This is a genomic window from Caulobacter sp. GW821-FHT09B11 (genome assembly GCF_059418205.1).
In genome coordinates this window covers 12,505-33,925 of sequence record NZ_JBWKPK010000016.1, presented here as the reverse complement: position 1 = coordinate 33,925, position 21,421 = coordinate 12,505, and the positions used below count along the sequence as shown (strand labels likewise).

Genomic DNA, 21,421 nt, shown 5'->3' with positions numbered 1-21,421 from the left:
CTCCCCTCGCGCGCGCGGATTTGCGATAGGAGGCGACAATGACCGACGTCGCCGCGATCCGCTCCGCACTTCTGGCCTGGTACGACCGCGAGGCGCGCGTCCTGCCCTGGCGAACCGGCCCCGCCGCCGGACGCGTGGGGCTGCGCAGCGACCCCTACCGCGTCTGGCTGTCGGAGGTGATGCTGCAGCAGACCACCGTGCCGCACGCCACGCCCTATTTCCTGGCCTTCACCCAGCGCTGGCCCACCGTCGAGGCCCTGGCGGCCGAGGAGGACGGGCAATTGATGGGCGCCTGGGCGGGGCTGGGCTACTACGCCCGCGCCCGCAACCTGCTGGCCTGCGCCCGCGCGGTGGCCAATGACCACGGCGGGGTCTTTCCCGACACCGAAGAGGGCCTGCTGGCCCTGCCGGGGGTGGGTGCCTACACCGCCGCGGCCGTGGCGGCGATCGCCTTCGACCGCAAGGCCAATGTTGTCGACGGCAATGTCGAGCGGGTGATGGCGCGGCTCTTTGCGGTCGAGGCCCCCGTGCCCGACGCCAAGCCTGAACTGAAGCGCCTGGCCGGCGAACTGGTCACCGACGAGCGCCCCGGCGACTGGGCCCAGGCCCTGATGGATCTGGGCGCCACGATCTGCAAGCCCAAGGCCCCGCTGTGCGACCGCTGCCCGGTCGAGACCTTCTGCGCGGCGAAAGCCGGCGGCGCGCCCGAGACCTATCCACGCAAGACCAGGAAGGCCGACCGCCCCCGCCGCCACGGCGTGGCCTATGTGGTCAGCCGCCGGGGCGAGACGGCCCTGGTGCGGCGACCGGACAAGGGCCTGCTGGGCGGCATGCTCGGCCTGCCGACCTCGGACTGGCGAGATCGTCCGTGGTCGGATGACGAGGCGATCCGCGTCGCGCCGATCCTGGCGCCGTGGCGGGATCTCGGCGCGGTGGAGCATGTCTTCACCCACTTCTCCCTGACCCTGCGCGTGCTGGTCACCGAGGCCGACGTCGCCGGCGACTTCGTCTGGACCCCGCACGAGGGGCTGTCGGCGCTGCCGAGCGTGTTCCTGAAGGCGGCCCGGGCGGGGTTGGAGCGGCTCGTCTAGATCCCTCTCCCCTTGCGGGAGAGGGTGGCCCGCGAAGCGGGTCGGGTGAGGGGTCTCTCAGACCTCGACGCTGCGGGCTGGGCGAGGCGGTTTTCTTTTGAGAGACCCCTCATCCGTCGGCCTTCGGCCGCCACCTTCTCCCGCAAGGGGAGAAGGATCGGTTCTCAAATATTGACTTCACATCCCACCATGCGAGCAATGCCCCCGACACGGGCGCGCGCGACGCCCGGCTCTGGGAGACGCGGCATGGGCATCCACCTTCCGACCAGACGGACGGCGCTGGCGGCCGGGATCGCCGCGCCGCTGATCCCGAGCCTCGCCCTCGCCAAGCCCTTCCCGCACAGGCTCGTCCGCCCGACCGCGCCGTTCGACATGCCCGGCATCGGCGTGCCCGACTTCTCCGGCGCCCGTCGCTTTCCCATCACCGACTTCGGCGCGGACCAGGGCGACCAGGGCAGGACCAGCGCCGCCATAGCCGCGGCGATCACGGCCGCCAACGCCGCCGGCGCGGGCGTGGTGGTGATCCCCCAGGGAACCTGGCCCACAGGCAAGGTTCACCTGAAGAGCAACGTCGCCCTGCACCTGGCCAAGGGTGCCACCTTGCTTTTCTCCGAAAAGCCCGCCGACTACCTGCCCGCCATCCAGACCAGCTGGGAGGGGCTGGAGTGCTGGAACTATTCGCCGCTGGTCTACGCCTTCGATTGCGAGAACGTGGCGATCACGGGCCCCGGCAAGCTGAAGGCGAAACTCGACGTCTGGAAGGTCTGGTACGCCCGGCCCAAGCCGCACATGGACGCCCTGGTCGCGCTCTATCACAAGGCCGCCAGGGGCGAGCCGGTGAGCGAGCGCCAGATGGCGGCCGGCGAGGCCAATCTTCGCCCGCAGTTCATCCAGTTCAACCGCTGCCGCCACGTGCTGGTCGAGGACGTCAGCATCGAGGACAGCCCGTTCTGGGTGATCCATCCGTTCCTCTGCACCGACGTCGTCATCCGCCGGGTGAAGATCCGCGCCCATGGCCACAACAACGACGGCGTCGATCCGGAGATGAGCCAGAATGTCCTGATCGAGGACTGCGTCTTCGACCAGGGCGACGACGCGGTGTCGGTGAAGTCGGGCCGCGACCAAGACGCCTGGCGCCTGGGCGTTCCCACCCGCAACGTCGTCATGCGCGACTGCCGGATCAAGAACGGCCACCAGCTGCTGGCCGTCGGCAGCGAACTGTCGGCCGGTATCGAGAACGTCTTCGTCGACAACTGTCACTTCACCGGCGACGGGAAGGGCGAAGACGGCTGGGCCGTACCGATCGCCAACCTGATGTTCGTCAAGACCAACGAGCGGCGCGGCGGCTTCGTCCGCAACATCCACATGACCAATGTCAGCGCCACGAAGATCGCCGGCAGCGTGCTCGCGGTCGACACCGACGTCCTCTACCAGTGGCGCACCCTGGTCCCGACCTACGAGCGTCGCCTGACGGCCATCGAGGGGCTGCGGGTCAGCGACGTGCGCGTCGAGGAGGCCGGCTCGATCTGCCGCATCAAGGGCGAGAAGGACCTGCCGGTGCGCGACGTGCGGCTGCGCAAGGTGGCGGTGGGCAAGGTGCTGGAAGAGCGGGTGCGGACGGAGAACGTCGAGGGGTTCAGCCAAGACAGCTGAGTTCTCTTCGTCATCCCGGGCGAAGGCGCGGAACGCGCCGTAGACCCGGGACCCAGGGGCCAGCGCAGTGTGGTAGCCCTTGGGTCCCGGCTCTCCGCTTCGCTGCGGCCGGGATGACGGGCAAGGTCAGTAATCCAGCTTCGGATACCACTCCGGCGGCCGGCCTTCGGGCGTGCTGTCCAGCACCATCCACAGCGGCGCAGGATCGGGAGCGCCGCGCGGATCCTGGCCGGGATCGGCGGTCTCGCCGGCCATCTCGCCCGACCAGAAGTGGCGGATCGTCCCGTCGCGGCGGGAGAAGACGTTGAAGGCCGGGATCTCCGAGCCGTCGGGCAGCACGCCGAAATAGTCGCGCGAATAGTCGCCGGTCAGGTCGGTGTAGAGCCGCAGGCGCCTCCAGCCGCGCTCGCGCTTCCAGGCCAGCAGCTTGTCGAGCGGCGAGCGGGCCACGACCGCCAGCGACAGCTGCTGGTCGATGTCGGCGGCGTTGCCCTCCCACGCGCCCAGCAGGTTGGTGCACATCGGGCAGGGCCGCTCGCGCTGCGGGCCGAACATGTAGGAGTAGACGGCCAGGGTCGGCTTGTCGCGGAACAGGCCGGCGAAGTCGACCTCGCCCTCCTCGCCCTGGAAGCGGTAGTCGCCGACCACCGGCCCGCCCGGCGGCAGGGCCCGGCGCTGGGCGGCGACCCGCTCGATGTGGCGGCGCAGCTCGATCTCCTCGGCCAGCAGGGCCGTGCGGGCGGCGCGGTATTCGGCGCTTTCGTTGGGAATCCGCACCGGATTGGCGCGGGCGAGTTCGACGGCGGGCGTCAGGGTCGCGGCGTCGTCCATGGCGGTCCTCCCGGTGGGCGCGGGCAGGGAACGTCAGAGAACGATGGTTTGCAAGCTGAAGCGGGCGGAATACTCCTCCCTCGCTTTAGCGGGGGGTGGCGCGCTGCGAATACGCAGCGTGACGGAGGGGGCGACCGCCGGCAATGAGCCCAGTCTCGCCCCCTCCACCACTTCGTGGTCCCCCTCCCCCGTTGCACGGGGGAGGAATTTGAACCTACATCCGTTCCGGCGTGTCCACGCCCAGCAGGTCGAGCGCCAGCTCCAGCTGCTTGAGCGCGGTCTGGGCCAGGGTCAGGCGCGAGGCGCGCACGGCCGCATCATCGGCGCCCAGGATCGGGCAGGCGGCGTAGAACTTCGAGAAGCCCTGGGCCAGCTTGTAGGCGTGCTCGGCCACGAAGTTGGGGGCCTTCTTGTCGTAGGCCTCCGACAGCGCGCCCTCGAAGGCGTCCAGCAGCAGGGTGAGATCCCGTTCGGCCGGTTCGGCCACGATCACCGGACCCGCCTTGGCGGACTGTTCGGCGGCCTTGCGCAAGATGCTCTTGATACGGACGGTCTGGTACAGCAGGTACGGACCGGTCTTGCCCTCGAAGCTGGTGAAGCGGTCGAGGTCGAAGACGTAGGAAGTGCCGCGGAAGTTCTGCAGGTCGGCGAACTTCAGGGCGGCGACGCCGACCTTGTGCGCGGTCTCCTCGAAGGCTTCCGGCGACAGTTCCGAACCGAGGCCGGCTTCGCGCAGGCGCTCGCGGGCCTTCTCGCGGGCCATCTCGATCAGGTCGTGCAGTTTCAGCACGCCGCCGGCGCGGGTCTTGAACGGCTTGCCGTCGGCGCCGTTCATGGTGCCGAAGCCGATGTGCTCCAGCCCGCCCGGCTGGGCGTAGCCGGCCAGGTAGGCGGCGCGGAACACCTGCTCGAAGTGGTCGGCCTGGCGCTGGTCCACGCAGTAGAGGATCAGGTGCGGGTCGAACGACTGGCGGCGGTCCAGAATGGTCGCCAGGTCGGTCGTGCCGTACATGGCCGAGCCTTCCGACGAGACCACCAGCAGAGGATCGGGGCTTTCGACCTCGATCACCGAACCGTCGGGCAGCTTCTTCTTCTTGGTCTCGCCGGGACGGGCCACGCGGACGATGCGGGCGCCCTGGTCCTCGACCAGCAGGCCCTTGTCCTCCAGCTGGCGCACCATCGGCGCGATCAGCGGGTCGGCGTCGCTCTCGCCCTTCCACAGGTCGAAGTCGACGCCCAGGGCGTGGAACTCGCGTTCCAGGGCCACGCGGCTGACCTCGACGAAGTGCTTCCACAGCAGGCGGTAGCCGAAGCGGCCGTTCTGCAGGTCGGCCGTCGCCTTGCGGGCGCGGTCGCGATAGTCGGTGTCTTCCTTGGCGCGGGCGGCGGCGGCCGGATACAGGCGGTCGAGGTCGGCCAGAGTCACCCGGCCGGCGAACTCGGCGCGCACCTTGGCCTCGTCGGCGGCGGTGAAGTCGCGCGGGGCGTCCGGCAGCTTCTCCATCAGGGCGGCGATGAAAGCGTCCTCGTCCGCCACCGCGGTGATGAGCAGGCCCATCTGGAAGCCCCAGTCGCCGAAGTGGGCGTCGCCCACCACCTGGTCGCCGCGGAAGCGGTACAGGCGCTTGATCGACTCGCCGATGATCGAGGCGCGCAGGTGGCCCACGTGCATCGGCTTGGCCACGTTGGGACCGGCGTAGTCGACCAGAACGCGGCGCGGATCGGCCAGCAGGCTGGCGCCGGCGCGCGGGTCGGCCGCGATCTGGTCGGCCCGCTGCGCCAAGGCCGAGGGGCTGACGCGCATGTTGATGAAGCCGACGCCGGCGATCTCGACCGAGGCCAGGCGCGGATCGGCCTTCAGCTGGTCGACCACCTGGACGGCGATCTCGCGGGGGTTACGCTTGGCGCTCTTGGCCGCCGCGAGGGCGCCGTTGCACTGGAAGTCGGCAAGGTCGGGCCGGTCGGACGCCGTGACGCGCCCGAAGTCGGGAGACAGTCCGGCGGCCTGGAAAGCGGCCGCGGCCGCCTCGCTCAAGGACCGCTTCAAATCGTTCATTGCTTAGGAGGAGTCCCTGCTTGCTGGGCCTGGGCGGTCTGGCCGGCGTTGACCCGGAAGCGTTTGCCGTCGCGGTTGAAGGCGGCCATTTCCGGGGTGACGTCGAAGCCGATCAGGACCTCGAAATTGCTGCCGCTCGTCTTGATGTCGGCGCGCGGGATGGTGATGGTCTGCAGATTCTCGGTGGCGTAGACGCGGTCGCCGCTGGCCGGGAAGGTGACGGGCAGGTCGAAATATTCCTTGGCCAGCACGTCCTTGTTGCGCTCGGTCACGGCCACCCAGTAGCGGTAGGTCTTGCGCGGTTCGGTCGCTTCCGGGCCGCGGCCCAGGGCGAACAGCACCTCGACCTGCATGCGGATCGGATCGTCATTCTTGTAGGCGCAGCCCGACGACACGCCCTGGATCTCGCCGGTGTAGCCGGTGGCCGCGGCGCTTTCCTTGCCGCCCTTGAACTCGACATAGCGGCTGGCGTCGTACAGCACCTTCACGAACGGGCACGGGCCGGCGTTGCGCAGCTGGGCCAGCGGAGCCTTGGGCTGGTTCCACTCCTCGTCGCGCTTTTTCTTCTTGGCGCCGCCGTCATCCTCGCCGCCGCCTTGGCCGCCGGGACCGCCGGCGCCGCCGCGCCCTTGGGCGTGGACGCTCGTGACGGTGGCGGCGAGCGACAGAGCCATCATGGCGCTGAGGGCGACGGAAAGCGTGCGGCGCATGAAACGTCCGGTTCGAGAAGGATTGCCAGTTAGGGAGGTGCCCCAGCCGGCGTCATGCAGCCTGATAAAGGCATATGCGTGACCTCGCAACGTGCTCGCGTTTCAGGCCTGACGTCAAACGCCGCCTCACGCACGTCTGGCGCACGGCCGCGCGAACGCTTAGGTTCCGCGCCATGAGCACCGCCGCGCCGATCCGTCCCAAGCTTCGCCTGTTCCTGGCCAGCCCGCGCGGCTTCTGCGCGGGCGTGGATCGCGCCATCCAGATCGTCGAGCGGGCCATCGAGAAGTTCGGCGCGCCGGTCTATGTGCGCCATGAGATCGTCCACAACCGCCACGTCGTCGACCGGCTGAAGGCCCTGGGCGCGATCTTCATCGAGGAGCTGGACGAGGCCCCCGACGACCGCCCGGTGGTGTTCTCGGCCCACGGCGTGCCCAAATCGGTGCCGGCCGAGGCCAAGTCGCGGCAGATGATCTATCTCGACGCCACCTGCCCGCTGGTCTCCAAGGTCCACGTCGAGGCCCAGAAGCACTTCGACAACGGCCGCGAGATCGTACTGATCGGCCACGCCGGCCACCCCGAGGTGGTGGGCACCATGGGCCAGCTGCCCGAGGGCACGGTGGCCCTGATCGAGGACATCGACGACGCGGCGACCTGGCAGCCGCAGGACGCCTCGAACGTGGCCTTCCTGACCCAGACCACCCTGTCGGTCGACGACACCGCCGACATCGTCGCCATGCTCAAGCAGCGCTTCCCGACCATCGCGGCCCCGCACAAGGAAGATATCTGCTACGCCACCACCAATCGCCAGGACGCGGTGAAGATGCTGGCCGAGGCGTCGGACCTGATCCTGGTGGTCGGCTCGCGCAACTCGTCCAACTCGGTGCGCCTGAAGGAAGTGGGCCTGAAGGCCGGCGCCAAGGCCGCCTACCTGATCGACGACGCCTCGGGCCTGGAGTGGAACTGGTTCGAGGGCGTGGAAAGCATCGGCCTGACCGCCGGCGCCTCGGCCCCGGAAGACCTGGTGCAGGGCGTCATCGACGCGATCAGCGGCCACTTCGACCTGGAGATCGAGGAACTGGTCGAAGCCCGCGAGACGGTGACCTTCAAGCTGCCGCGGCTGCTGACGACGGCTTGAGCGTCAGGGCGCGTCGACGACGCGCGGGCGGAGCCAGTCGGTCAGCTCGGCAATGCCGATCTCGCCGGCGGCGACCGCGAACATGACCGTTGTCGCGTCATCAGGCTCGGCCGCAAGCCAGAGACCGTTGTCCTCCAGGAACATGCCGAGCGCCATGAAGGCGGCGCGCTTGTTGCCGTCGATGAAGGGATGGTTCGAGGCGATGGCCACCGCGTAGGTGGCGGCGAGTTCGATCAGATCCGACAGGCTCTCATAAGCGTGACGATTGACCGGGCGCGCCAAGGCCGAGTTCAGCAAGCCCTGATCCCGCACGCCGCTCGCGCCTCCCGTTTCGGTAAGCACCAAGTCATGCCAGCGGACGAGCAACGCTTCGTCGATCCAGACAGGCTCGCTCATGGGCGCGACTACTTCGCCAGGGCCTCGAAGGTCGAACGATAACGTTCGAGGAAAGCCCGGCCACGCTCGAAGCGCTCGTCCGTCGATCGCGCCGCCAATGTGAACGGGCCGCCGGCTTCACCATCGATAACCAGCGTATCGCCCGCCTTGGCGCCGAGCAGGGCAAGCAGTTCCTCGGTCAGCTCGACCTTAACCGCCTCGCCTTGTTGCTCGATCTTGAGTTCGATCATGGAGCGCTCCTTGCCGGCAAAACCATAGCACGGGCCACCACTCGCCGACAGGAGCCGCTTGACCGCCAGCGCGCGGCGCCGCATCCCGCCGCCATGGCCGTCTACACCGACATCACCGACCAAGAGCTCGAAGCCTTCCTGGCCGAGTACGACCTGGGCGCCCCGCTGGCGTTCAAGGGCATCGCCGAGGGCGTGGAGAACTCCAACTTCCTGCTGGAGACCGAGACCGGCCGCTACATACTGACGGTCTACGAGCGCCGCGCGCGGCCCGAGGACCTGCCCTATTTCCTCGACCTGCTGGGCTGGCTGGCCGACCGCGGCTATCCCTCGGCGCGCCCGGTCGCCGACAAGGCGGGCCGGAACCTCAAGACCCTGCGCGGCAAGCCCGCCGCCATCGTCGACTTCCTGCCGGGCCTGTCGGTGCGCAAGCCCACCCCGGCTCACTGCCGCGAAGCCGGCGAGGGCCTGGCCTGGCTGCACCTGTCCGGCGAGGGCTATGCCGGCCGTCGCGCCAACGACCTGGGCCAGCCGCACTGGGCCCCGCTGTTCTCCAAGCACCGCCAGGCCGCCGAAGACCTGAAGCCGGGCCTGGCCACCGTCATCGACAAGGACCTGGCCGAGCTGGCGCTGGCCTGGCCGCGCAACCTGCCGACGGGCACGATCCACGCCGACTATTTCCCCGACAACGTGTTCTTCAAGACCGACGGCAAGTTCGCGGCGGCCATCGACTTCTACTTCGCCTGCGACGACGCCTACGCCTACGACGTGGCCGTGACCCTGAACGCCTGGTGCTTCGAGGCCGACGGCAGCTTCAACGTCACCGCCGCCCGCGCCCTGATCGCCGGCTACGAGCGCCGCCGCCCGCTGAGCCCGGCCGAGCGCGACGCCCTGCCGATCCTGGCGCGCGGGGCGGCCGTCCGCTTCTTCCTGACGCGCCTGGCCGACTGGAACGCCACGCCCGCCGGCGCCCTGGTGCGTCCGAAGGACCCGCTGGAATACGAGCGCAAGCTGGCCGTCCACCGCGAGGGCCTGTCGCTGTTCGGGTCGGCATCGTGACGCCGAAGCTGATCATCTACACCGACGGCGCCTGCCGCGGGAATCCCGGTCCCGGCGGCTGGGGCGCGGTGCTGATGTACGGCGAAAAGCGCAAGGAAATCTGCGGCGGCGACCTGGCCACGACCAACAACCGCATGGAGCTGATGGGCGCGATCATGGCGCTCGAAGCCTTGAACCGCCCGACCAAGGCCGAGCTGCACACCGACAGCCAGTACGTGATGAAGGGCGTCACCCAGTGGATCCATGGCTGGAAGGCCAAGGGCTGGAAGACCGCCGACAAGAGCCCGGTCAAGAACGTCGACCTGTGGCAGCGCCTCGACGCGGCCCGCCTGCGCCACGAGGTCGATTGGCGCTGGGTCAAGGGCCACGCCGGCCACGAACACAACGAACGCGCCGACGAACTGGCCCGCCGGGGCATGGAAGAGACGCTGAAGAAGCGCTGACCCAAGGTCAGGCTTCGCGGAACCGCGTTCCGCCGATAGCCTCCCCCGAAAGAAACGCCTGGGGAGGCAAACGCCATGAATACGATGATCGCGCCGGTGCTGGCGCTGGTGAGCTGGTCGCTGCTGATCTGGGTGTGGATGTACGCCCAGCGCCTGCCGGCGATGACCAAGGCCGGGATCAAGCCGCAGGACGCGCGGTTTCCAGGCTCGCTCACGGGCCTGCCCGACGCCGCCCGGCAGGCGGCCGACAACTACAACCACCTGATGGAGCAGCCGACGATCTTCTACGCGGCGGCCCTGGCCATCGCGGTCGCGGGCCATGCGGACGGGGCGTCGGTGGGACTGGCCTGGGCCTATGTGGGTCTGCGGGTGCTGCACAGCCTGATCCAGGCCAGCGTCAACGTGGTGCTGGCGCGGTTCGCGGTGTTTTCACTGTCGACGCTGGTGCTGGGCGCGATGGTGGTGCGGGAGTGGGTGCGGTTGGCGGGGTGAGGCGCGCCAAGACCACCGGACCGCAATTTTCCTATCCCGTCATTCCCGCCCTTGTGGCGGGAACCCCTGGTTCCGCTTGCACGTGAGGCGCCAGCGACGTGCTCAGCACGTCGCCTCATCCGCCCTTGCGGCTGACAGAGGGGTTCCCGCCACAAGGGCGGGAATGACGGGCGTTATTTCCAACGCGTCCAGCCGGCCATCACGCTGAACGCGCTGCGGCTCAAAACCCTCAGTCCTCGCTCTCGCACCACGTCTTGATCAGCTGATGCGCGATCGCCAGCGTCGGCGGGGCGAAGGCGTCTTCGATCTCGCCGCGGATCAGGGCCTTGGCCTCGTCCTTGTCGAACCAGCGGACGGCTTCCAGCTCGGTCTGGTCGGGGGCGGCCTGGTCGCTGTCGACCTCGGCGATCAGCCCCATCATCAGCGAGGCGGGGAACGGCCAGGGCTGGCTGGAGTGGTAGCGGACCTTGGTGGCGACGAGGCCGGCCTCTTCCTTCAGCTCGCGGGCGCAGGCCTCCTCGATGGTCTCGCCGGGCTCGATGAAGCCGGCCAGGGCCGAGAACATGCCCTGCGGCCACGCGGCCTGGCGACCCAGCAGGCACTTGCCGTCGTGCACGGCCAGCATGATCGCCACCGGGTCGGTGCGCGGGAAGTGCTCGGCGTGGCAGGCCGGGCAGATGCGCTTCCAGCCACCGTCGGCGATGTCGCTCTTCTGGCCGCAGTTTGCGCAGAACGGATGCTTGCGCCGCCATTCGAACATCGACTTGGCGGTGCCCAGTATGCCGGCGTCGGGCGCGGGCAAGGTGGCGGCCGCGCCGCGCAGTTCCTCGAACCGGCCCAGCCCCTGCAGGACCCCTTCGGACGGATCGGCCGCGCCCTCCAGGTCGACGGCGAAGACGGCGATGTCCTTCCATAGGCCCATGAACAGCAGCCGCTCGTCGGTGCCGGCCAGTTCCTTGGCCATGTCGGCGCGCAGATAGGCGATCTGGACGCCGCCCGGCTCGTCATCTGCGCCCGGCGCGTCCTCGACCAGGACCTTGCCGTTCCAGACGGCGACGGCCAGCGACTGGGCGTCGTCGAGCTTCTCGGCGATCCAGCTGGCGTCGCCTCGACGCTCGCTGGCGCGGTCCAGCGGATTCCCGGCGAAGATGTTGACGATCTCGGATAGCGGCATAGGCGAATCTGTAGCCCAGCGACGCGGAGTCGTCACCGCCTGCCGTTAAGGCTTTTCGCCCACCGGAAACCGCCGCGACTTTCGGCTGCGACGCTCTGGGCGCTTGCATATCGGTCGATGAGTCGCGATATACCCCCTCGGAGATCGGCGACGGACGATGGCCTCGCCAACCTGGTCAGGGCCGAGAGGCAGCAGCCACAACGAGATCACCTTCGGGTCGTCTGCCGGTCTCCACCTTATTCCCTGAAATCGTCAGCATCCACGCCGGCAGGCGCCGCGCGAGCCTTTTGCCGCGCCGCCCGACGCTCTAGACTGCGCCCATGGCCGACCACGACCTCACGCCCGAATCCGCCCCGCCCTGGGACGAGCCCGCGCTCGAACGCGATGAGCTGCCAGAGCGCGACGAGAACACGGCCGACATCTTCGGCGAAGCGCCCGCGCCCGCCGCCGCCCCGCCCGCGACCAGGCCCCTGCCCGAGCCCGAACCGGAAGAGCCCGGCGCGGCCTACACCGTGCTGGCCCGAAAGTACCGCCCGCGCACCTTCGAGGACCTGATCGGCCAGGAGGCCATGGTCCGCACCCTGGCCAACGCCTTCTCGACCGGCCGCATCGCCCACGCCTTCATGCTCACCGGCGTCCGCGGGGTCGGCAAGACCACCACCGCCCGCCTGCTGGCGCGCGCGCTGAACTACGAGAGCGACACCGTCCACGGCCCCAGCGTCGACCTGACCACCGAGGGCCGGCACTGCCGCGCCATCATCGAGGGCCGGCACATGGACGTGCTGGAGCTCGACGCCGCCTCGCGCACCAAGGTCGATGAGATGCGCGAGCTGCTGGACGGGGTGCGCTACGCCCCGGTCGAGGCGCGCTACAAGGTCTACATCATCGACGAAGTGCACATGCTGTCGACGGCGGCGTTCAACGCCCTGCTGAAGACGCTGGAAGAGCCGCCGCCGCACGCCAAGTTCATCTTCGCCACCACCGAGATCCGCAAGGTGCCGGTGACGATCCTGTCGCGCACCCAGCGCTTCGACCTGCGCCGGATCGAGCCGGACGTGCTGGCCAAGCACTTCGACCGCATCTCGCAGAAGGAAGGGGCGCGGATCGACGCCGACGCCCTGGCCCTGATCGCCCGCGCCGCCGAGGGCTCGGCCCGCGACGGCCTGTCGCTGCTCGACCAGGCCATCGTCCAGACCGAGCGCGGCCAGACCGTCACCGCCGCCGTCGTCCGCGACATGCTGGGCCTGGCCGACCGCAGCCAGACCATCGCTCTCTTCGAACAGGTGATGAGCGGCAAGCCGGGCGAGGCCCTGACCACCTTCCGCCAGCTGTGGGGCTTCGGCGCCGATCCGGTGGTGGTGATGCTCGACCTGCTCGACCACTGCCACGCCGCCTCGGTGGCCAAGGCCCTGGGTCCCGACGCCCTGTCGATGCCCAAGGAACAGGCCGCGCGCCTGACCTCGGTCGGCGCCCAGACCAGCGCCGGAACCATGGCCCGCCTGTGGCAGATGCTGCTGAAGGCCCATGACGAGGTGCGCCGCGCGCCCGACGCCATGGCCGCCGCCGAAATGGCCATCATCCGCCTGTGCTACGCCGCCGACCTGCCGGGTCCGGAAGACGCGCTGAAGGCCCTGCGTGACGGCGCCAATCCAGGTGGTGGTCCGGGAGGCGGCGTCGCCATGGGCGGTGGAGGCGCGCCGGGCGGCGCGGTCTCGGCCGCGCCGCGCGCCATGGCCGCCATCGGCGCGGCGCCGGCCGCGCCGGTCCTGGCCTCGTTCGACGACGTGCTGAAGCTGATCGCCGAGAAGCGCGACATCGGGCTTCGGCTCGACGTCGAGCAGTATGTCCGCCCGATCAGCTTCCGTCCCGGCGCCATCACCTTCGAGGCCGCTCCCGGCGCGCCCGGCAACCTGGCCGGTCGCCTGGTCCGCGCGCTGAAGGAATATACCGGCCAGCCCTGGCTGGTCGCCGCAGAGGGCGGCGGCGGGGCCGAGAGCCTGATGGAGCGCCAGAAGCGCGAGGAACGCGAAGCCCTGGCCGCCATCAAGTCCGACCCCTTCGTGGCCTCGGTGCTCAGCGCCTTCCCGGGCACGGAGATCGTCGAGATCCGCAAGGTCCTGGCCCCCGAACCCGCGCCGATCGAGCCGGACGAGGTCGAGGACTAGCCATCTCCCTTCCCCCTCGATGGGGGAAGGGTCGGGGATGGGGGTGGTTGCTGAGTTGGCCGCGGCGCCAGGCGTCTAACGCCCTAGTCACCCCCACCCCAACCCTCCCCCATCGAGGGGGAGGGCGTTTCGATTGAGGAGCAGACCATGAAAGACCTCAACAGCCTGATGAAGCAGGCCCAGGCCATGCAGCAGAAGCTGGCCGACGCCCAGGCCCGCGTCGCCGAGATCACCGTCGAGGGCACCTCGGGCGGCGGCATGGTCACCGTCACCCTGGCCGGCTCGGGCGAGCTGACCAAGGTCGTGCTCGACGAGAGCCTGGTCGAGCCGGGCGAAGGCGAGGTCATCGCCGACCTGATCGTCGCCGCCCACGCCGACGCCAAGAAGAAGCTCGACGCCAAGCAGGCCCAGCTGATGCAGGAGGCCGCCGGCCCGATGGCCGGCATGATGGGCGGCTTTCCGGGCATGAAGTTCTAGCCAGCGGAACCGCCATCCTCGCCCTTCGACAAGCTCAGGGTGAGGATGTCTACTGAGCCGAAATTCACCCTCACCCTGAGCTTGTCGAAGGGCGAGGGTGATGCACCCGCCCCTTCCAAAGGACCCAATGGCCGCCTCCGCCGGACCCGAGATCGAGCGCCTGATCGCCCTGCTGTCCAAGCTGCCGGGCCTTGGACCGCGCTCGGGCCGGCGGGCGGCGCTCGCGCTGCTCAAGAAGCGCGACACCCTGCTGGCGCCGCTCTCGGCCGCCATGGCGGAGGCCCAGGCCAAGGTGAAGACCTGCCGGACCTGCGGATCGCTCGACACCACCGACCCCTGCGCGATCTGCGCCGACCGGACGCGCGACGTGCGCCTGCTGTGCGTGGTCGAGGAGGTCGGGTCGGTGTGGGCCATGGAGCGCGGCGGCTCGTTCAAGGGCCGCTACCACGTGCTGGGCGGCCTGCTGTCGGCCCTGGACGGGGTCGGCCCCGAGACCCTGCGGGTGGGCGAGCTGCTGGCCCGCGTCTCCAGCGGCGAAGTGGCCGAGGTGATCCTGGCCCTGCCGGCCACGGTCGACGGCCAGACCACCGCCCACTACCTCGCCGACCGCCTGGCTCAGACCAATGTGCCGGTGACCATGCTGGCGCGCGGCGTGCCGGTCGGCGGCGACCTCGATTGGCTGGACGACGGCACCATCGCCCAGGCGCTGCGGGCGCGGCGGCCGGCGTAGAGGCCACTTCTCCCACCCTAGATCCACCTCTCCCAGAGGGAGAGGGAGGGGCCCGCGCCGAAGGCGTGGGAGGGTGAGGGGTTACACCCTCACAGGAATACCCCCGAAAATCCGAGCGTCAGGTCAGCGCGAAAACGGCCGCCGTTTTACCCCCTCACCCTCCCACCGCTTCGCGGCGGGTCCCTCCCTCTCCCCATGGGAGAGGTTTCTTGGGGTCGGAAGCGGCTATGGCGTGATCACCGCCTTGCCCACCACCCGCCGCTCCGCCAGCAGGTCGAACGCCTCGCGCCAGCGGTCCAGCGGAACCTCCGCATGCAGATGCGGCCGGATCGTTCCGGCGTCGGCCATGGCCCACACCGCCGCCTGGTCTTCTACGCCGCGCTCGGGGAACTGGCGGCCGTATTCGCCGGCCCGCACGCCCATCACCGAGATGCCCTTGATCAAGGGAATATTGGCCGAGACGGTCGGGATCCGGCCCGAGGTGAAGCCGATCACCAGGAGGCGCCCGTCGAAGGCCAGGCACCGCAGGCTCTCGTCGAAGACGTCGCCGCCCACGGGGTCGTAGACCACGTCCACACCGCGCCCGCCGGTGATCGCCTTGACCGCATCGCGGAAGCCGCCCGTGACGTTGACGGTCGCGTCAGGGGCGTAGAGCCGCGAGACCTGAGCCAGCTTGTCGTCCGAGGCGGAAGCCGCGATCACTCGCGCGCCCATGGCCTTGGCCAGGTCCACGGCCGCCAGGCCAACGCCGCCGGCCGCGCCATGCACCAGCACCCATTCGCCCGGCTGCAGGTTGGCCCGCCGCACCAGCGCCACCCGCGCCGTCAGGTAGGCCGCGCCGTAGGACGCCGCCTCGCCGAACGACAGTCGCGCGGGCTTGGGCTTCAGCGCCCTGGCCGGAACCACGATGTACTCCGCGAACGCCCCGGTCCGCGCCCCGCCGACCACCGCCGCGCCGATCTCCAGACCCTCCACGCCCTCGCCCAGTCCAGCGACCTCGCCGGCGAAGTCGAGGCCGGGGGTGAACGGCAGGGGCGGCTTCAGCTGGTATTCGCCGCGGGTCATCAGCAGGTCGGGGAAGTTGACGCCGGCGGCCTTGATCCGGACCAGCGCCTCGCCGGGTCCGGGCGTCGGGGTCGGAACCTCCCGGATCGCGCAGCCGGCGAAGTCGGGAGTGAGGCTTTCGACGACGAGCGCGCGCATGGTGGGAGGGATCGCCATTGAATCGCCTGTGGACACGCCCTCGTCCTTCGACAGGCTCAGGATGAGGGCTACTGCTGGCCTTGCCCGAAATCCTCATCCTGAGCTTGTCGAAGGACGAGGATTTCGCGCCGCTTCAGAAGGGCTTCACTTCTCGATCTCCGCCCGCGCCAGCGCCGCGATCTCGCGGCAGGCGGCGTCGGCCGCCGGCACCGCCCCCGTGAACGCCGTGAACCCGTGCGCCAGGCTGTCGTAGCAGCGGTAGACGGTCGGCACGCCGGCCGCGATCAGGCGCTTGGCGTAGGCCTCGCCCTGGTCGACCAGCGGGTCGAAGCCGGCGGTGACGACGATGGCCGGGGCCAGGCCCGACAGGTCTTCAGTCTTGTCCGGCGACAGGCGCGGATCGGCCGGGTCGGCTTCCGGCCCCATGTAGTGGGCCATGAACCACTCCATGATCGGCCGGCTGAGCGGATAGGTATCGGCGTAGAGGCTCATCGACGGCGTCTCGCTGGCGACGTCGACGGCGGGATAGATCAAGAGCTGGAAAGCCGGCTGGGCCTCGCCCGTCCGCTTCATCTCCTGGGCCAGCACGGCGGCGAAGTTGCCGCCCATGCTGTCGCCGCCGATCGCCGCCTGGCCCGGCGCCGCGCCGAAGCGGGCGGCGTTGTCGCGGCCCCAGCGCCAGGCGGCCAGCACGTCGTCCAGCCCCGCCGGGAAGCGGTGGTCCGGAGCCAGCCGATAGTCGACCGACAGCACCGCGGTCCTGGCGATGCGCGCCAGGATCCCGCAGAAGGCGTGGCAGGTCTCCAGGTCCCCGATCACCCCGCCGCCGAAGTGGGCGAAGACGATCAGCGGCGCGGCGGCGTCCTGCTCGGCCGGGCGATAGGCCCGCAGCGGGATCTGACCGCCGAGACCGTCGATGCTGAGGCTCTCGGTGCGCACGCCGGGCTCGGGCGGGCCGGACACCGCCGCCAGCCCCTTGGCGCTGGCCGCGCGGGCCTCTTCCGGGGCCAGGGTGGTCATCGACGGCAGGCCCTGGGCCGCGTGGGCGAAGAACTGGAAGCGCGGATCCAGCGTGCGCCCGCCGCGATAGACCACGCCCCCGCCGCTCAGCGCCCGCAGGATAGGGGTCGGCAGCGACAGGATCGTCTTGAGGACCAGCTTCTGGACGTCGGCCATTCGGGGGCTCTTTTCTTCTGAAGGTCGGGAAAGGTGGGGCCGCTAGGGCCTGGGCAGGGCCGGCAGGCCGCCCAGGATCAAGCCGACGGCGAAGGCGGTGGCGCCCTGCGTGTCCATCGGCCGGCGCTCCAGCATCTTGTCGCCGACTTCGCGGGCCACGGCGATGCAGGCGGCGGTCAGGTAGTCGAGGTCGACGGGCGGGGCGTGCTCGCGCTCCAGCACCCGCTCGAAGGCCTCGCGCACCTCGGCGAAGACGGCGGTGACCTCGGGCGTCGAGCGCACCTGCGGATGGGTCTCGCCGGCCGGGCGGTTGACCCGCCAGGTCTCGTGCTCAGCGGCCAGGAAGTCGAAATAGGCCCGCATGGCCCCGCGCAGGAACGAGGCGAAATCGGTCGCCTTCTCGAACTCCACGCGCAGCAGCGGCCGAAAGCGCCGCGCCCCGTCGTCGGCGAGGGCGTCGAACACCTCCTCCTTGGACTTGTAATAGTTGTAGAAGGTGCCCGAGGCCAAACCGGTCAGGCGAATGATGTCGCGCACCGTGGCCCCGTCATAGCCCAGCTCGCCGAACACCTGGCGGGCCGCGTCGAGAATGGCCTGGCGGTTGGCGGTCTTGGTGCGCTCGCGCTTGCCCGGGCGATTGTCCTCGCGCGGCGGCATGGCGGGGAAATAGGCGATGTTCGACATCGATGAGCGCGACTCCCAGCGGCGTCGATGACGCCCCGTCAGGATTTGATCCCCGTTCCGGGCGCGGAGCAAGAGGGTCTGTCGATAAGACCCTCCCCCTGAAGGGGGAGGTGTCGGCGAAGCCGACGGAGGGGAAGTCGTTGCGATGGCGGCCGGCCCCTCGAAAGCTGAAAACGCCCCCCCCCTCCGGCCCTCCGGGCCACCTCCCCCAGAGGGGGAGGATCTCGGGCTAGCCTCCCGAAAGCCCCGTCGGCCGCACGAAGCTGGCCTTGCAGCGGGCGTCGCAGCGGGCCCATTCGCCGGGGCAGCTGTCGTCGTCGGTGTTGGCGCGGCAGAAATAGTAGGTCTTGGCGCAGGCGGCCTTGCAGGCGGGCACGTCGCGCTCGGGCGGCTTGGGCGAGAACAGCGGCGCAAGCGGCGGGGGCGCGGGCGCCTCGGCGGTCGGCGCCGTGGTCGCCGAACCGGTCGAGCGGGTGCTCGTCTGGGCGCTGGTCTGCCCCCCGGCGGAAGAGGCCAGGGCGACGACCAGCAGCAGGGCGGAAAGGGCGCGACGCATGCCGGCGAGTCTAGGGATTGATCCGCCCGAAGGAAACCGCGCCGAGACGTCGCGGCTCCCTCTCGACGAATGCTCGCGCGCCCCTACATTGAGAGCCATGCTCAAGCACGCCGGACGCGCCCTTGCCGCCTTTACCCTGCTCTCCGTCTCCTTCGTCGCGACGGGCGGCGTGATGGCCGCGGTCGGATCCAAGCCGCCGCGCGGCGTTCAGGTCGATATCGGCGAGGGTCGCACCCTGCGCCTGGTCTGCGAGGGCGAGGCCCGCGCCGATCGCCCGACCGTCTGGCTGGAGGCCGGGGCCTTCGGCTTCGCCGCCGACTGGGGCGCCACCCAGGACGCCCTGGCCGCCGCCGGCTGGCGCGCCTGCGCCTACGACCGGGCCGGCATGGGCTATTCGCCCAAGGGCCCCGCCCCGCGCGACGGCCTGGCCATCGTCACCGACTTCGAGAAGCTGGTCGCCGCCTCGGGCGAGAAGGGTCCGTTCATCCTGGTCGGACACTCGATGGCCGGCCTGCGCCTGCGCGAATACGCCGGCCGCAATCCCAGCCAGGTGGCGGGCCTCGTCCTGGTCGACGCCGCCACGCCCGAGGCCGCGCAGATCCGCGCCGCCCAGGGCTTCATCAAGTCGTTCGTCTTCGCCTCGCGGGCGGCGGCGCTGGGGGCCTCGGCCGGTCTCTACAAGCCGCTGGTCTACACCAGGCTGGGCGACAAGATTGGCCTGCCGCCCGACGCCAAGGCCGAGAAACGCTGGGCCTTCGCCAACGGCCGCCACAACCGCACCTCGGCCGCCGAGGTCTCGCTGTGGGCCGAATCCTCGGCCCAGGCCGCCGCCGAACCGGCCTTCGCGCCGCAATGGCCGGTGGCCGTGGTCACCGCCGGCGCCCGCGTCGGCGAGCGCGCGCAATGGAAGGACATGCAGGCCGCCCCGGCCAAGGCCTCGCAGCACGGCTATGTCGACCACGTGGCCGGCGCCAGCCACACCCGCCTGCTCGGCGGCGCGTTCGCCGACCACATCGTGCGGGCCGTGGAGTTCGTGGCGGCCGAGCGCGGCAAGCCGGCGGCGGCGCTGGTGGATGTGACGGCGCCTTAAGCCCCCTCCGGCCCTCCGGGCCACCTCCCCCAAAGGGGGAGGATCCAGCAGCGCCGCGCCAGGAAGATGCTCCCCCTCTGGGGGAGCTGTCGGCAAAGCCGACTGAGGGGGTGCCTTACCCGCCCAGCTCTTCCGAGCGCTTCACCGCCGCTTCCAGCGCCTTGGGCAGCAACTCCCCGAAGCCGCCCTCGCCCATCAGCACCGACAGGGCCGCGGCCGTGGTGCCGCCGGGCGAGGTGACCTGGCGGCGCAGTTCGGCCGGCTCCTCGCCGCCCTGGGCCAGCAGGGCCGCCGCGCCGGCGATGGTGGCGCGGGCCAGGCGGGCGCTGTCCTGCGGCGTCAGGCCCTGGCCGGTGCCGGCCGCTTCCAGGGCTTCGATGAAGGCGTAGAGATAGGCCGGGGCCGAGCCGGAGACGGCGGTGGCCGCGTGCATCAGTTGCTCGTCGGCCAGCTCGACCGTCGCGGCGACCGGGGCGAACAGGGCCTTGGCGGCTTTGAGCGCCTCGGCGGTGGCGGCGTAGAGACTGGCCGCGCCCTGGCCGATGGCCACGGCGGTGGTCGGCATCACCCGCGCCACGCGCCGGCCGCCGAAGACCTCGGCAATGTCGGCCGCGCGCACCCCGGCGGCGATCGAGACGATGATGGCGTCGGGCGCCAGATGCGGGACCACGTCCTTGACCGCCTCGCGCCAGATCTGCGGCTTGACCGCCAGCAGCACGACCTTGGCGGCGGACAGCGCCTCCAGCGGCGGGTTGACGACCGCGCCGGGGAAGCCCTCGGCGCTCGCCGCCGGGTCGCGGACGATCAGGTCGGTCGTCGCAAAGGCCCCGGTCTTGCGCCAGCCCTCGATCAGGGCGCCGCCCATGCGGCCCGCGCCGAGCAGAAGGATGGGGGTCATGGGCGAAGCTCCCGCGTCACAGTGATCGGCGGGGCGTAGCGCGGCTGGGCGGCGGCGTCACCACCCAATCCCCTCTCCCCCTGCGGGAGAGGGTGGCCCGCGCGGCGGGTCGGGTGAGGGGTCGCACCAACAGAAACGCCGCGACAGCCGTTCGGCCGGTCGCGGCGTCAGAAGTCTGAGAGACCCCTCATCCGGCGCTTCGCGCCACCTTCTCCCGCAAGGGGAGAAGGAAGCTTACGCCTGGCCGACGGTCTCGAACATGCAGGCGGCCATGGCCTGGTCGGGGGTCTTGGCGCCGTGCAGCAGGAAGTCGAAGGCCGGGTAGAAGCGGTCGGCGGCTTCCACCGCCGCGTCGATCATCGAGGCGGCCTGGGCCATGGTCGGGCGCTCGCCCGAGGGCAGGGCCAGGGCGTGGCGGAACACCACCTCGCCGTCATCGGTCCAGACCTCGAAGTGGCCCAGCCAGACGCGCTGGTTGATCATCGACAGCAGCTCATAGGCCGCCGGGCGTTTGGTCTTGGAGGCGCGCAGGTCCAGCGACAGGCAGAGCTGCAGGCAATCAGCCTCGGGACGCCAGGCGAACCACAGCTCGTAATCCTTCCAGTCGCCGGTCAGGGCGAAGGCGAGATCGCCGTCTTCCGTCCGGTCGAAGGTCAGGTTTTCCGCCGCCAGCACGTGCTCGACCACCTCTAGGGGGTCCAGCGCCAGCAGGACGTCGTCGTCGGGTTGGGTGTCCATCAGAACCTTTGGCCCCCAGGGGCGATGACGGGCGTGGGACCCGCCGGGTGTCGCCCACTAAATAGAGTCTAAGCTGCTTCGCGCGTTTCGCCACAACAGCGTTCACGCTCCAAGCGAGCAAAAAGCGTGCTTATTCGCCCTTCCCGGAAGTACCGTCCGCCTTCGGAGCGGCCTTCTTCGCAGCCTTGGGGGCGGCTTTGGCGGGCTCGGCGGCGGCCTTTTCGGCCTTCAGGGCGGCCACTTCGGCCTGCAGGGCCACGACCTGGGCCTTCAGCACCTCGAGGTCGTCGCGACGCACCAGATCCAGTTCGGCCGCCCAGCGGTCAGCCTGCGAGCGGAAGGCGGTCTTGGCTTCGTCGCCCGCGGTCTGGGCGATGCCCATGGCGGCCTGGGTGAACTTGGCGAACTCGTCGAGGAAAGGGTTCTGGCTGTGCAT

The 21,421-nt window shown here is 70.2% G+C and carries 23 protein-coding genes and 1 other RNA gene; 11 read left to right on the top strand and 13 right to left on the bottom strand.

Annotated elements, in window-relative coordinates; genetic code table 11:
- Window positions 1–38: 38 nt before the first annotated feature.
- Window positions 39–1,091: an A/G-specific adenine glycosylase gene (gene mutY / locus AC07N1_RS13435; RefSeq protein WP_494672281.1), complete on the top strand. Its 1,053-nt coding sequence runs from the start codon at window positions 39–41 to the stop codon at window positions 1,089–1,091.
- A gap of 246 nt (window positions 1,092–1,337) precedes the next feature.
- Window positions 1,338–2,744: a glycoside hydrolase family 28 protein gene (locus AC07N1_RS13430; protein WP_494672280.1), complete on the top strand. Its 1,407-nt coding sequence runs from the start codon at window positions 1,338–1,340 to the stop codon at window positions 2,742–2,744.
- Between the two features lie 126 nt (window positions 2,745–2,870).
- On the opposite strand, the gene AC07N1_RS13425 is transcribed toward AC07N1_RS13430, so the two are convergent.
- From AC07N1_RS13425 to AC07N1_RS13415, 3 genes are all read right to left on the bottom strand, one after another.
- Complete coding sequence (locus AC07N1_RS13425) at window positions 2,871–3,575, bottom strand: DUF899 family protein (RefSeq protein WP_494672279.1); 705 nt, start codon at window positions 3,573–3,575, stop codon at window positions 2,871–2,873.
- Window positions 3,576–3,789: 214 nt separating this feature from the next.
- Window positions 3,790–5,631 carry an arginine--tRNA ligase gene (gene argS / locus AC07N1_RS13420; protein ID WP_494672278.1) on the bottom strand — a complete coding sequence of 614 codons (1,842 nt, stop codon included), beginning with the start codon at window positions 5,629–5,631 and terminating at the stop codon, window positions 3,790–3,792.
- Window positions 5,628–6,341, bottom strand: a complete 714-nt coding sequence (locus AC07N1_RS13415) for a Tat pathway signal sequence domain protein (RefSeq protein ID WP_494672277.1) — start codon at window positions 6,339–6,341, stop codon at window positions 5,628–5,630. The genes argS and AC07N1_RS13415 overlap by 4 nt, the downstream gene beginning before the upstream one ends.
- 173 nt (window positions 6,342–6,514) lie before the next feature.
- Between AC07N1_RS13415 and ispH the strand changes: the two genes are divergently transcribed.
- Window positions 6,515–7,477, top strand: a complete 963-nt coding sequence (gene ispH / locus AC07N1_RS13410; protein WP_494672276.1) for a 4-hydroxy-3-methylbut-2-enyl diphosphate reductase — start codon at window positions 6,515–6,517, stop codon at window positions 7,475–7,477.
- Window positions 7,478–7,480: 3 nt separating this feature from the next.
- Here the strand turns inward: ispH and AC07N1_RS13405 are convergent, their stop codons facing one another.
- Window positions 7,481–7,873, bottom strand: a complete 393-nt coding sequence (locus AC07N1_RS13405) for a type II toxin-antitoxin system death-on-curing family toxin (protein WP_494672275.1) — start codon at window positions 7,871–7,873, stop codon at window positions 7,481–7,483.
- Between the two features lie 8 nt (window positions 7,874–7,881).
- Entirely contained in the window at window positions 7,882–8,103 is a 222-nt protein-coding gene (locus tag AC07N1_RS13400; RefSeq protein ID WP_494672274.1) for an AbrB/MazE/SpoVT family DNA-binding domain-containing protein, read from the bottom strand.
- A 93-nt stretch (window positions 8,104–8,196) separates the two neighbouring features.
- On the opposite strand from AC07N1_RS13400, the gene thrB reads away from it, so the two are divergent.
- From thrB to AC07N1_RS13385, 3 genes are all read left to right on the top strand, one after another.
- Complete coding sequence (gene thrB, locus AC07N1_RS13395; RefSeq protein WP_494672273.1) at window positions 8,197–9,159, top strand: homoserine kinase; 963 nt, start codon at window positions 8,197–8,199, stop codon at window positions 9,157–9,159.
- On the top strand, window positions 9,156–9,602 hold the full coding sequence (gene rnhA / locus AC07N1_RS13390; RefSeq protein WP_494672272.1) for a ribonuclease HI: 447 nt from the start codon (window positions 9,156–9,158) through the stop codon (window positions 9,600–9,602). Before thrB ends, rnhA begins: the two co-directional genes overlap by 4 nt.
- A 75-nt stretch (window positions 9,603–9,677) precedes the next feature.
- Complete coding sequence (locus AC07N1_RS13385; protein ID WP_494672271.1) at window positions 9,678–10,094, top strand: MAPEG family protein; 417 nt, start codon at window positions 9,678–9,680, stop codon at window positions 10,092–10,094.
- Between the two features lie 229 nt (window positions 10,095–10,323).
- Here the strand turns inward: AC07N1_RS13385 and nudC are convergent, their stop codons facing one another.
- Entirely contained in the window at window positions 10,324–11,268 is a 945-nt protein-coding gene (gene nudC / locus AC07N1_RS13380; RefSeq protein ID WP_494672270.1) for an NAD(+) diphosphatase, read from the bottom strand.
- Window positions 11,269–11,409: 141 nt separating this feature from the next.
- Here nudC and ffs point away from each other — a divergent pair.
- The 4 genes from ffs to recR all read left to right on the top strand — a co-directional run bounded on the left by ffs (window position 11,410) and on the right by recR (window position 14,640).
- Window positions 11,410–11,502: signal recognition particle sRNA small type (gene ffs / locus AC07N1_RS13375), an RNA gene on the top strand.
- Between the two features lie 86 nt (window positions 11,503–11,588).
- Window positions 11,589–13,433, top strand: coding sequence for a DNA polymerase III subunit gamma/tau (locus AC07N1_RS13370; protein ID WP_494672269.1), 1,845 nt, complete (start codon window positions 11,589–11,591; stop codon window positions 13,431–13,433).
- Between the two features lie 147 nt (window positions 13,434–13,580).
- Window positions 13,581–13,910 (top strand): YbaB/EbfC family nucleoid-associated protein, encoded by a 330-nt coding sequence (locus AC07N1_RS13365; RefSeq protein ID WP_494672268.1) that lies wholly within the window; start codon window positions 13,581–13,583, stop codon window positions 13,908–13,910.
- A 127-nt stretch (window positions 13,911–14,037) separates the two neighbouring features.
- Window positions 14,038–14,640, top strand: a complete 603-nt coding sequence (gene recR, locus AC07N1_RS13360; protein ID WP_494672267.1) for a recombination mediator RecR — start codon at window positions 14,038–14,040, stop codon at window positions 14,638–14,640.
- Between the two features lie 225 nt (window positions 14,641–14,865).
- Here recR and AC07N1_RS13355 read toward each other — a convergent pair whose 3' ends face one another.
- The 4 genes from AC07N1_RS13355 to AC07N1_RS13340 all read right to left on the bottom strand — a co-directional run bounded on the left by AC07N1_RS13355 (window position 14,866) and on the right by AC07N1_RS13340 (window position 18,259).
- Window positions 14,866–15,861: an NADPH:quinone oxidoreductase family protein gene (locus AC07N1_RS13355; RefSeq protein ID WP_494672266.1), complete on the bottom strand. Its 996-nt coding sequence runs from the start codon at window positions 15,859–15,861 to the stop codon at window positions 14,866–14,868.
- A gap of 126 nt (window positions 15,862–15,987) precedes the next feature.
- Entirely contained in the window at window positions 15,988–17,019 is a 1,032-nt protein-coding gene (locus AC07N1_RS13350) for an alpha/beta hydrolase (protein ID WP_494672265.1), read from the bottom strand.
- A 42-nt stretch (window positions 17,020–17,061) separates the two neighbouring features.
- Window positions 17,062–17,703 (bottom strand): TetR/AcrR family transcriptional regulator, encoded by a 642-nt coding sequence (locus AC07N1_RS13345; RefSeq protein WP_110120070.1) that lies wholly within the window; start codon window positions 17,701–17,703, stop codon window positions 17,062–17,064.
- 229 nt (window positions 17,704–17,932) lie between these two features.
- A complete protein-coding gene (locus AC07N1_RS13340) occupies window positions 17,933–18,259 on the bottom strand; it encodes a hypothetical protein (RefSeq protein ID WP_494672264.1) in 327 nt (108 codons plus the stop codon).
- Between the two features lie 97 nt (window positions 18,260–18,356).
- On the opposite strand from AC07N1_RS13340, the gene AC07N1_RS13335 reads away from it, so the two are divergent.
- A complete protein-coding gene (locus AC07N1_RS13335; protein ID WP_494672263.1) occupies window positions 18,357–19,349 on the top strand; it encodes an alpha/beta hydrolase in 993 nt (330 codons plus the stop codon).
- A 115-nt stretch (window positions 19,350–19,464) separates the two neighbouring features.
- On the opposite strand, the gene proC is transcribed toward AC07N1_RS13335, so the two are convergent.
- The 3 genes from proC to AC07N1_RS13320 all read right to left on the bottom strand — a co-directional run bounded on the left by proC (window position 19,465) and on the right by AC07N1_RS13320 (window position 21,421).
- Window positions 19,465–20,247: a pyrroline-5-carboxylate reductase gene (gene proC / locus AC07N1_RS13330; RefSeq protein ID WP_494672262.1), complete on the bottom strand. Its 783-nt coding sequence runs from the start codon at window positions 20,245–20,247 to the stop codon at window positions 19,465–19,467.
- 234 nt (window positions 20,248–20,481) lie between these two features.
- Window positions 20,482–20,985 carry a type III secretion system chaperone family protein gene (locus AC07N1_RS13325; RefSeq protein WP_110120074.1) on the bottom strand — a complete coding sequence of 168 codons (504 nt, stop codon included), beginning with the start codon at window positions 20,983–20,985 and terminating at the stop codon, window positions 20,482–20,484.
- 130 nt (window positions 20,986–21,115) lie between these two features.
- Window positions 21,116–21,421, bottom strand: coding sequence for an accessory factor UbiK family protein (locus tag AC07N1_RS13320; RefSeq protein ID WP_494672261.1), 306 nt, complete (start codon window positions 21,419–21,421; stop codon window positions 21,116–21,118).

Excerpts from the sequence above, each read along its gene's own strand:
- mutY (WP_494672281.1), top strand. The coding sequence starts at position 39 with ATGACCGACGTCGCCGCGATCCGCTCCGCACTTCTGGCCTGGTACGAC.
- AC07N1_RS13430 (WP_494672280.1), top strand. The coding sequence starts at position 1,338 with ATGGGCATCCACCTTCCGACCAGACGGACGGCGCTGGCGGCCGGGATC.
- AC07N1_RS13425 (WP_494672279.1), bottom strand. The coding sequence starts at position 3,575 with ATGGACGACGCCGCGACCCTGACGCCCGCCGTCGAACTCGCCCGCGCC.
- argS (WP_494672278.1), bottom strand. The coding sequence starts at position 5,631 with ATGAACGATTTGAAGCGGTCCTTGAGCGAGGCGGCCGCGGCCGCTTTC.
- AC07N1_RS13415 (WP_494672277.1), bottom strand. The coding sequence starts at position 6,341 with ATGCGCCGCACGCTTTCCGTCGCCCTCAGCGCCATGATGGCTCTGTCG.
- ispH (WP_494672276.1), top strand. The coding sequence starts at position 6,515 with ATGAGCACCGCCGCGCCGATCCGTCCCAAGCTTCGCCTGTTCCTGGCC.
- AC07N1_RS13405 (WP_494672275.1), bottom strand. The coding sequence starts at position 7,873 with ATGAGCGAGCCTGTCTGGATCGACGAAGCGTTGCTCGTCCGCTGGCAT.
- AC07N1_RS13400 (WP_494672274.1), bottom strand. The coding sequence starts at position 8,103 with ATGATCGAACTCAAGATCGAGCAACAAGGCGAGGCGGTTAAGGTCGAG.
- thrB (WP_494672273.1), top strand. The coding sequence starts at position 8,197 with ATGGCCGTCTACACCGACATCACCGACCAAGAGCTCGAAGCCTTCCTG.
- AC07N1_RS13385 (WP_494672271.1), top strand. The coding sequence starts at position 9,678 with ATGAATACGATGATCGCGCCGGTGCTGGCGCTGGTGAGCTGGTCGCTG.
- nudC (WP_494672270.1), bottom strand. The coding sequence starts at position 11,268 with ATGCCGCTATCCGAGATCGTCAACATCTTCGCCGGGAATCCGCTGGAC.
- AC07N1_RS13370 (WP_494672269.1), top strand. The coding sequence starts at position 11,589 with ATGGCCGACCACGACCTCACGCCCGAATCCGCCCCGCCCTGGGACGAG.
- AC07N1_RS13365 (WP_494672268.1), top strand. The coding sequence starts at position 13,581 with ATGAAAGACCTCAACAGCCTGATGAAGCAGGCCCAGGCCATGCAGCAG.
- recR (WP_494672267.1), top strand. The coding sequence starts at position 14,038 with ATGGCCGCCTCCGCCGGACCCGAGATCGAGCGCCTGATCGCCCTGCTG.
- AC07N1_RS13355 (WP_494672266.1), bottom strand. The coding sequence starts at position 15,861 with ATGGCGATCCCTCCCACCATGCGCGCGCTCGTCGTCGAAAGCCTCACT.
- AC07N1_RS13350 (WP_494672265.1), bottom strand. The coding sequence starts at position 17,019 with ATGGCCGACGTCCAGAAGCTGGTCCTCAAGACGATCCTGTCGCTGCCG.
- AC07N1_RS13345 (WP_110120070.1), bottom strand. The coding sequence starts at position 17,703 with ATGTCGAACATCGCCTATTTCCCCGCCATGCCGCCGCGCGAGGACAAT.
- AC07N1_RS13340 (WP_494672264.1), bottom strand. The coding sequence starts at position 18,259 with ATGCGTCGCGCCCTTTCCGCCCTGCTGCTGGTCGTCGCCCTGGCCTCT.
- AC07N1_RS13335 (WP_494672263.1), top strand. The coding sequence starts at position 18,357 with ATGCTCAAGCACGCCGGACGCGCCCTTGCCGCCTTTACCCTGCTCTCC.
- proC (WP_494672262.1), bottom strand. The coding sequence starts at position 20,247 with ATGACCCCCATCCTTCTGCTCGGCGCGGGCCGCATGGGCGGCGCCCTG.
- AC07N1_RS13325 (WP_110120074.1), bottom strand. The coding sequence starts at position 20,985 with ATGGACACCCAACCCGACGACGACGTCCTGCTGGCGCTGGACCCCCTA.
- AC07N1_RS13320 (WP_494672261.1), bottom strand. The coding sequence starts at position 21,421 with ATGCACAGCCAGAACCCTTTCCTCGACGAGTTCGCCAAGTTCACCCAG.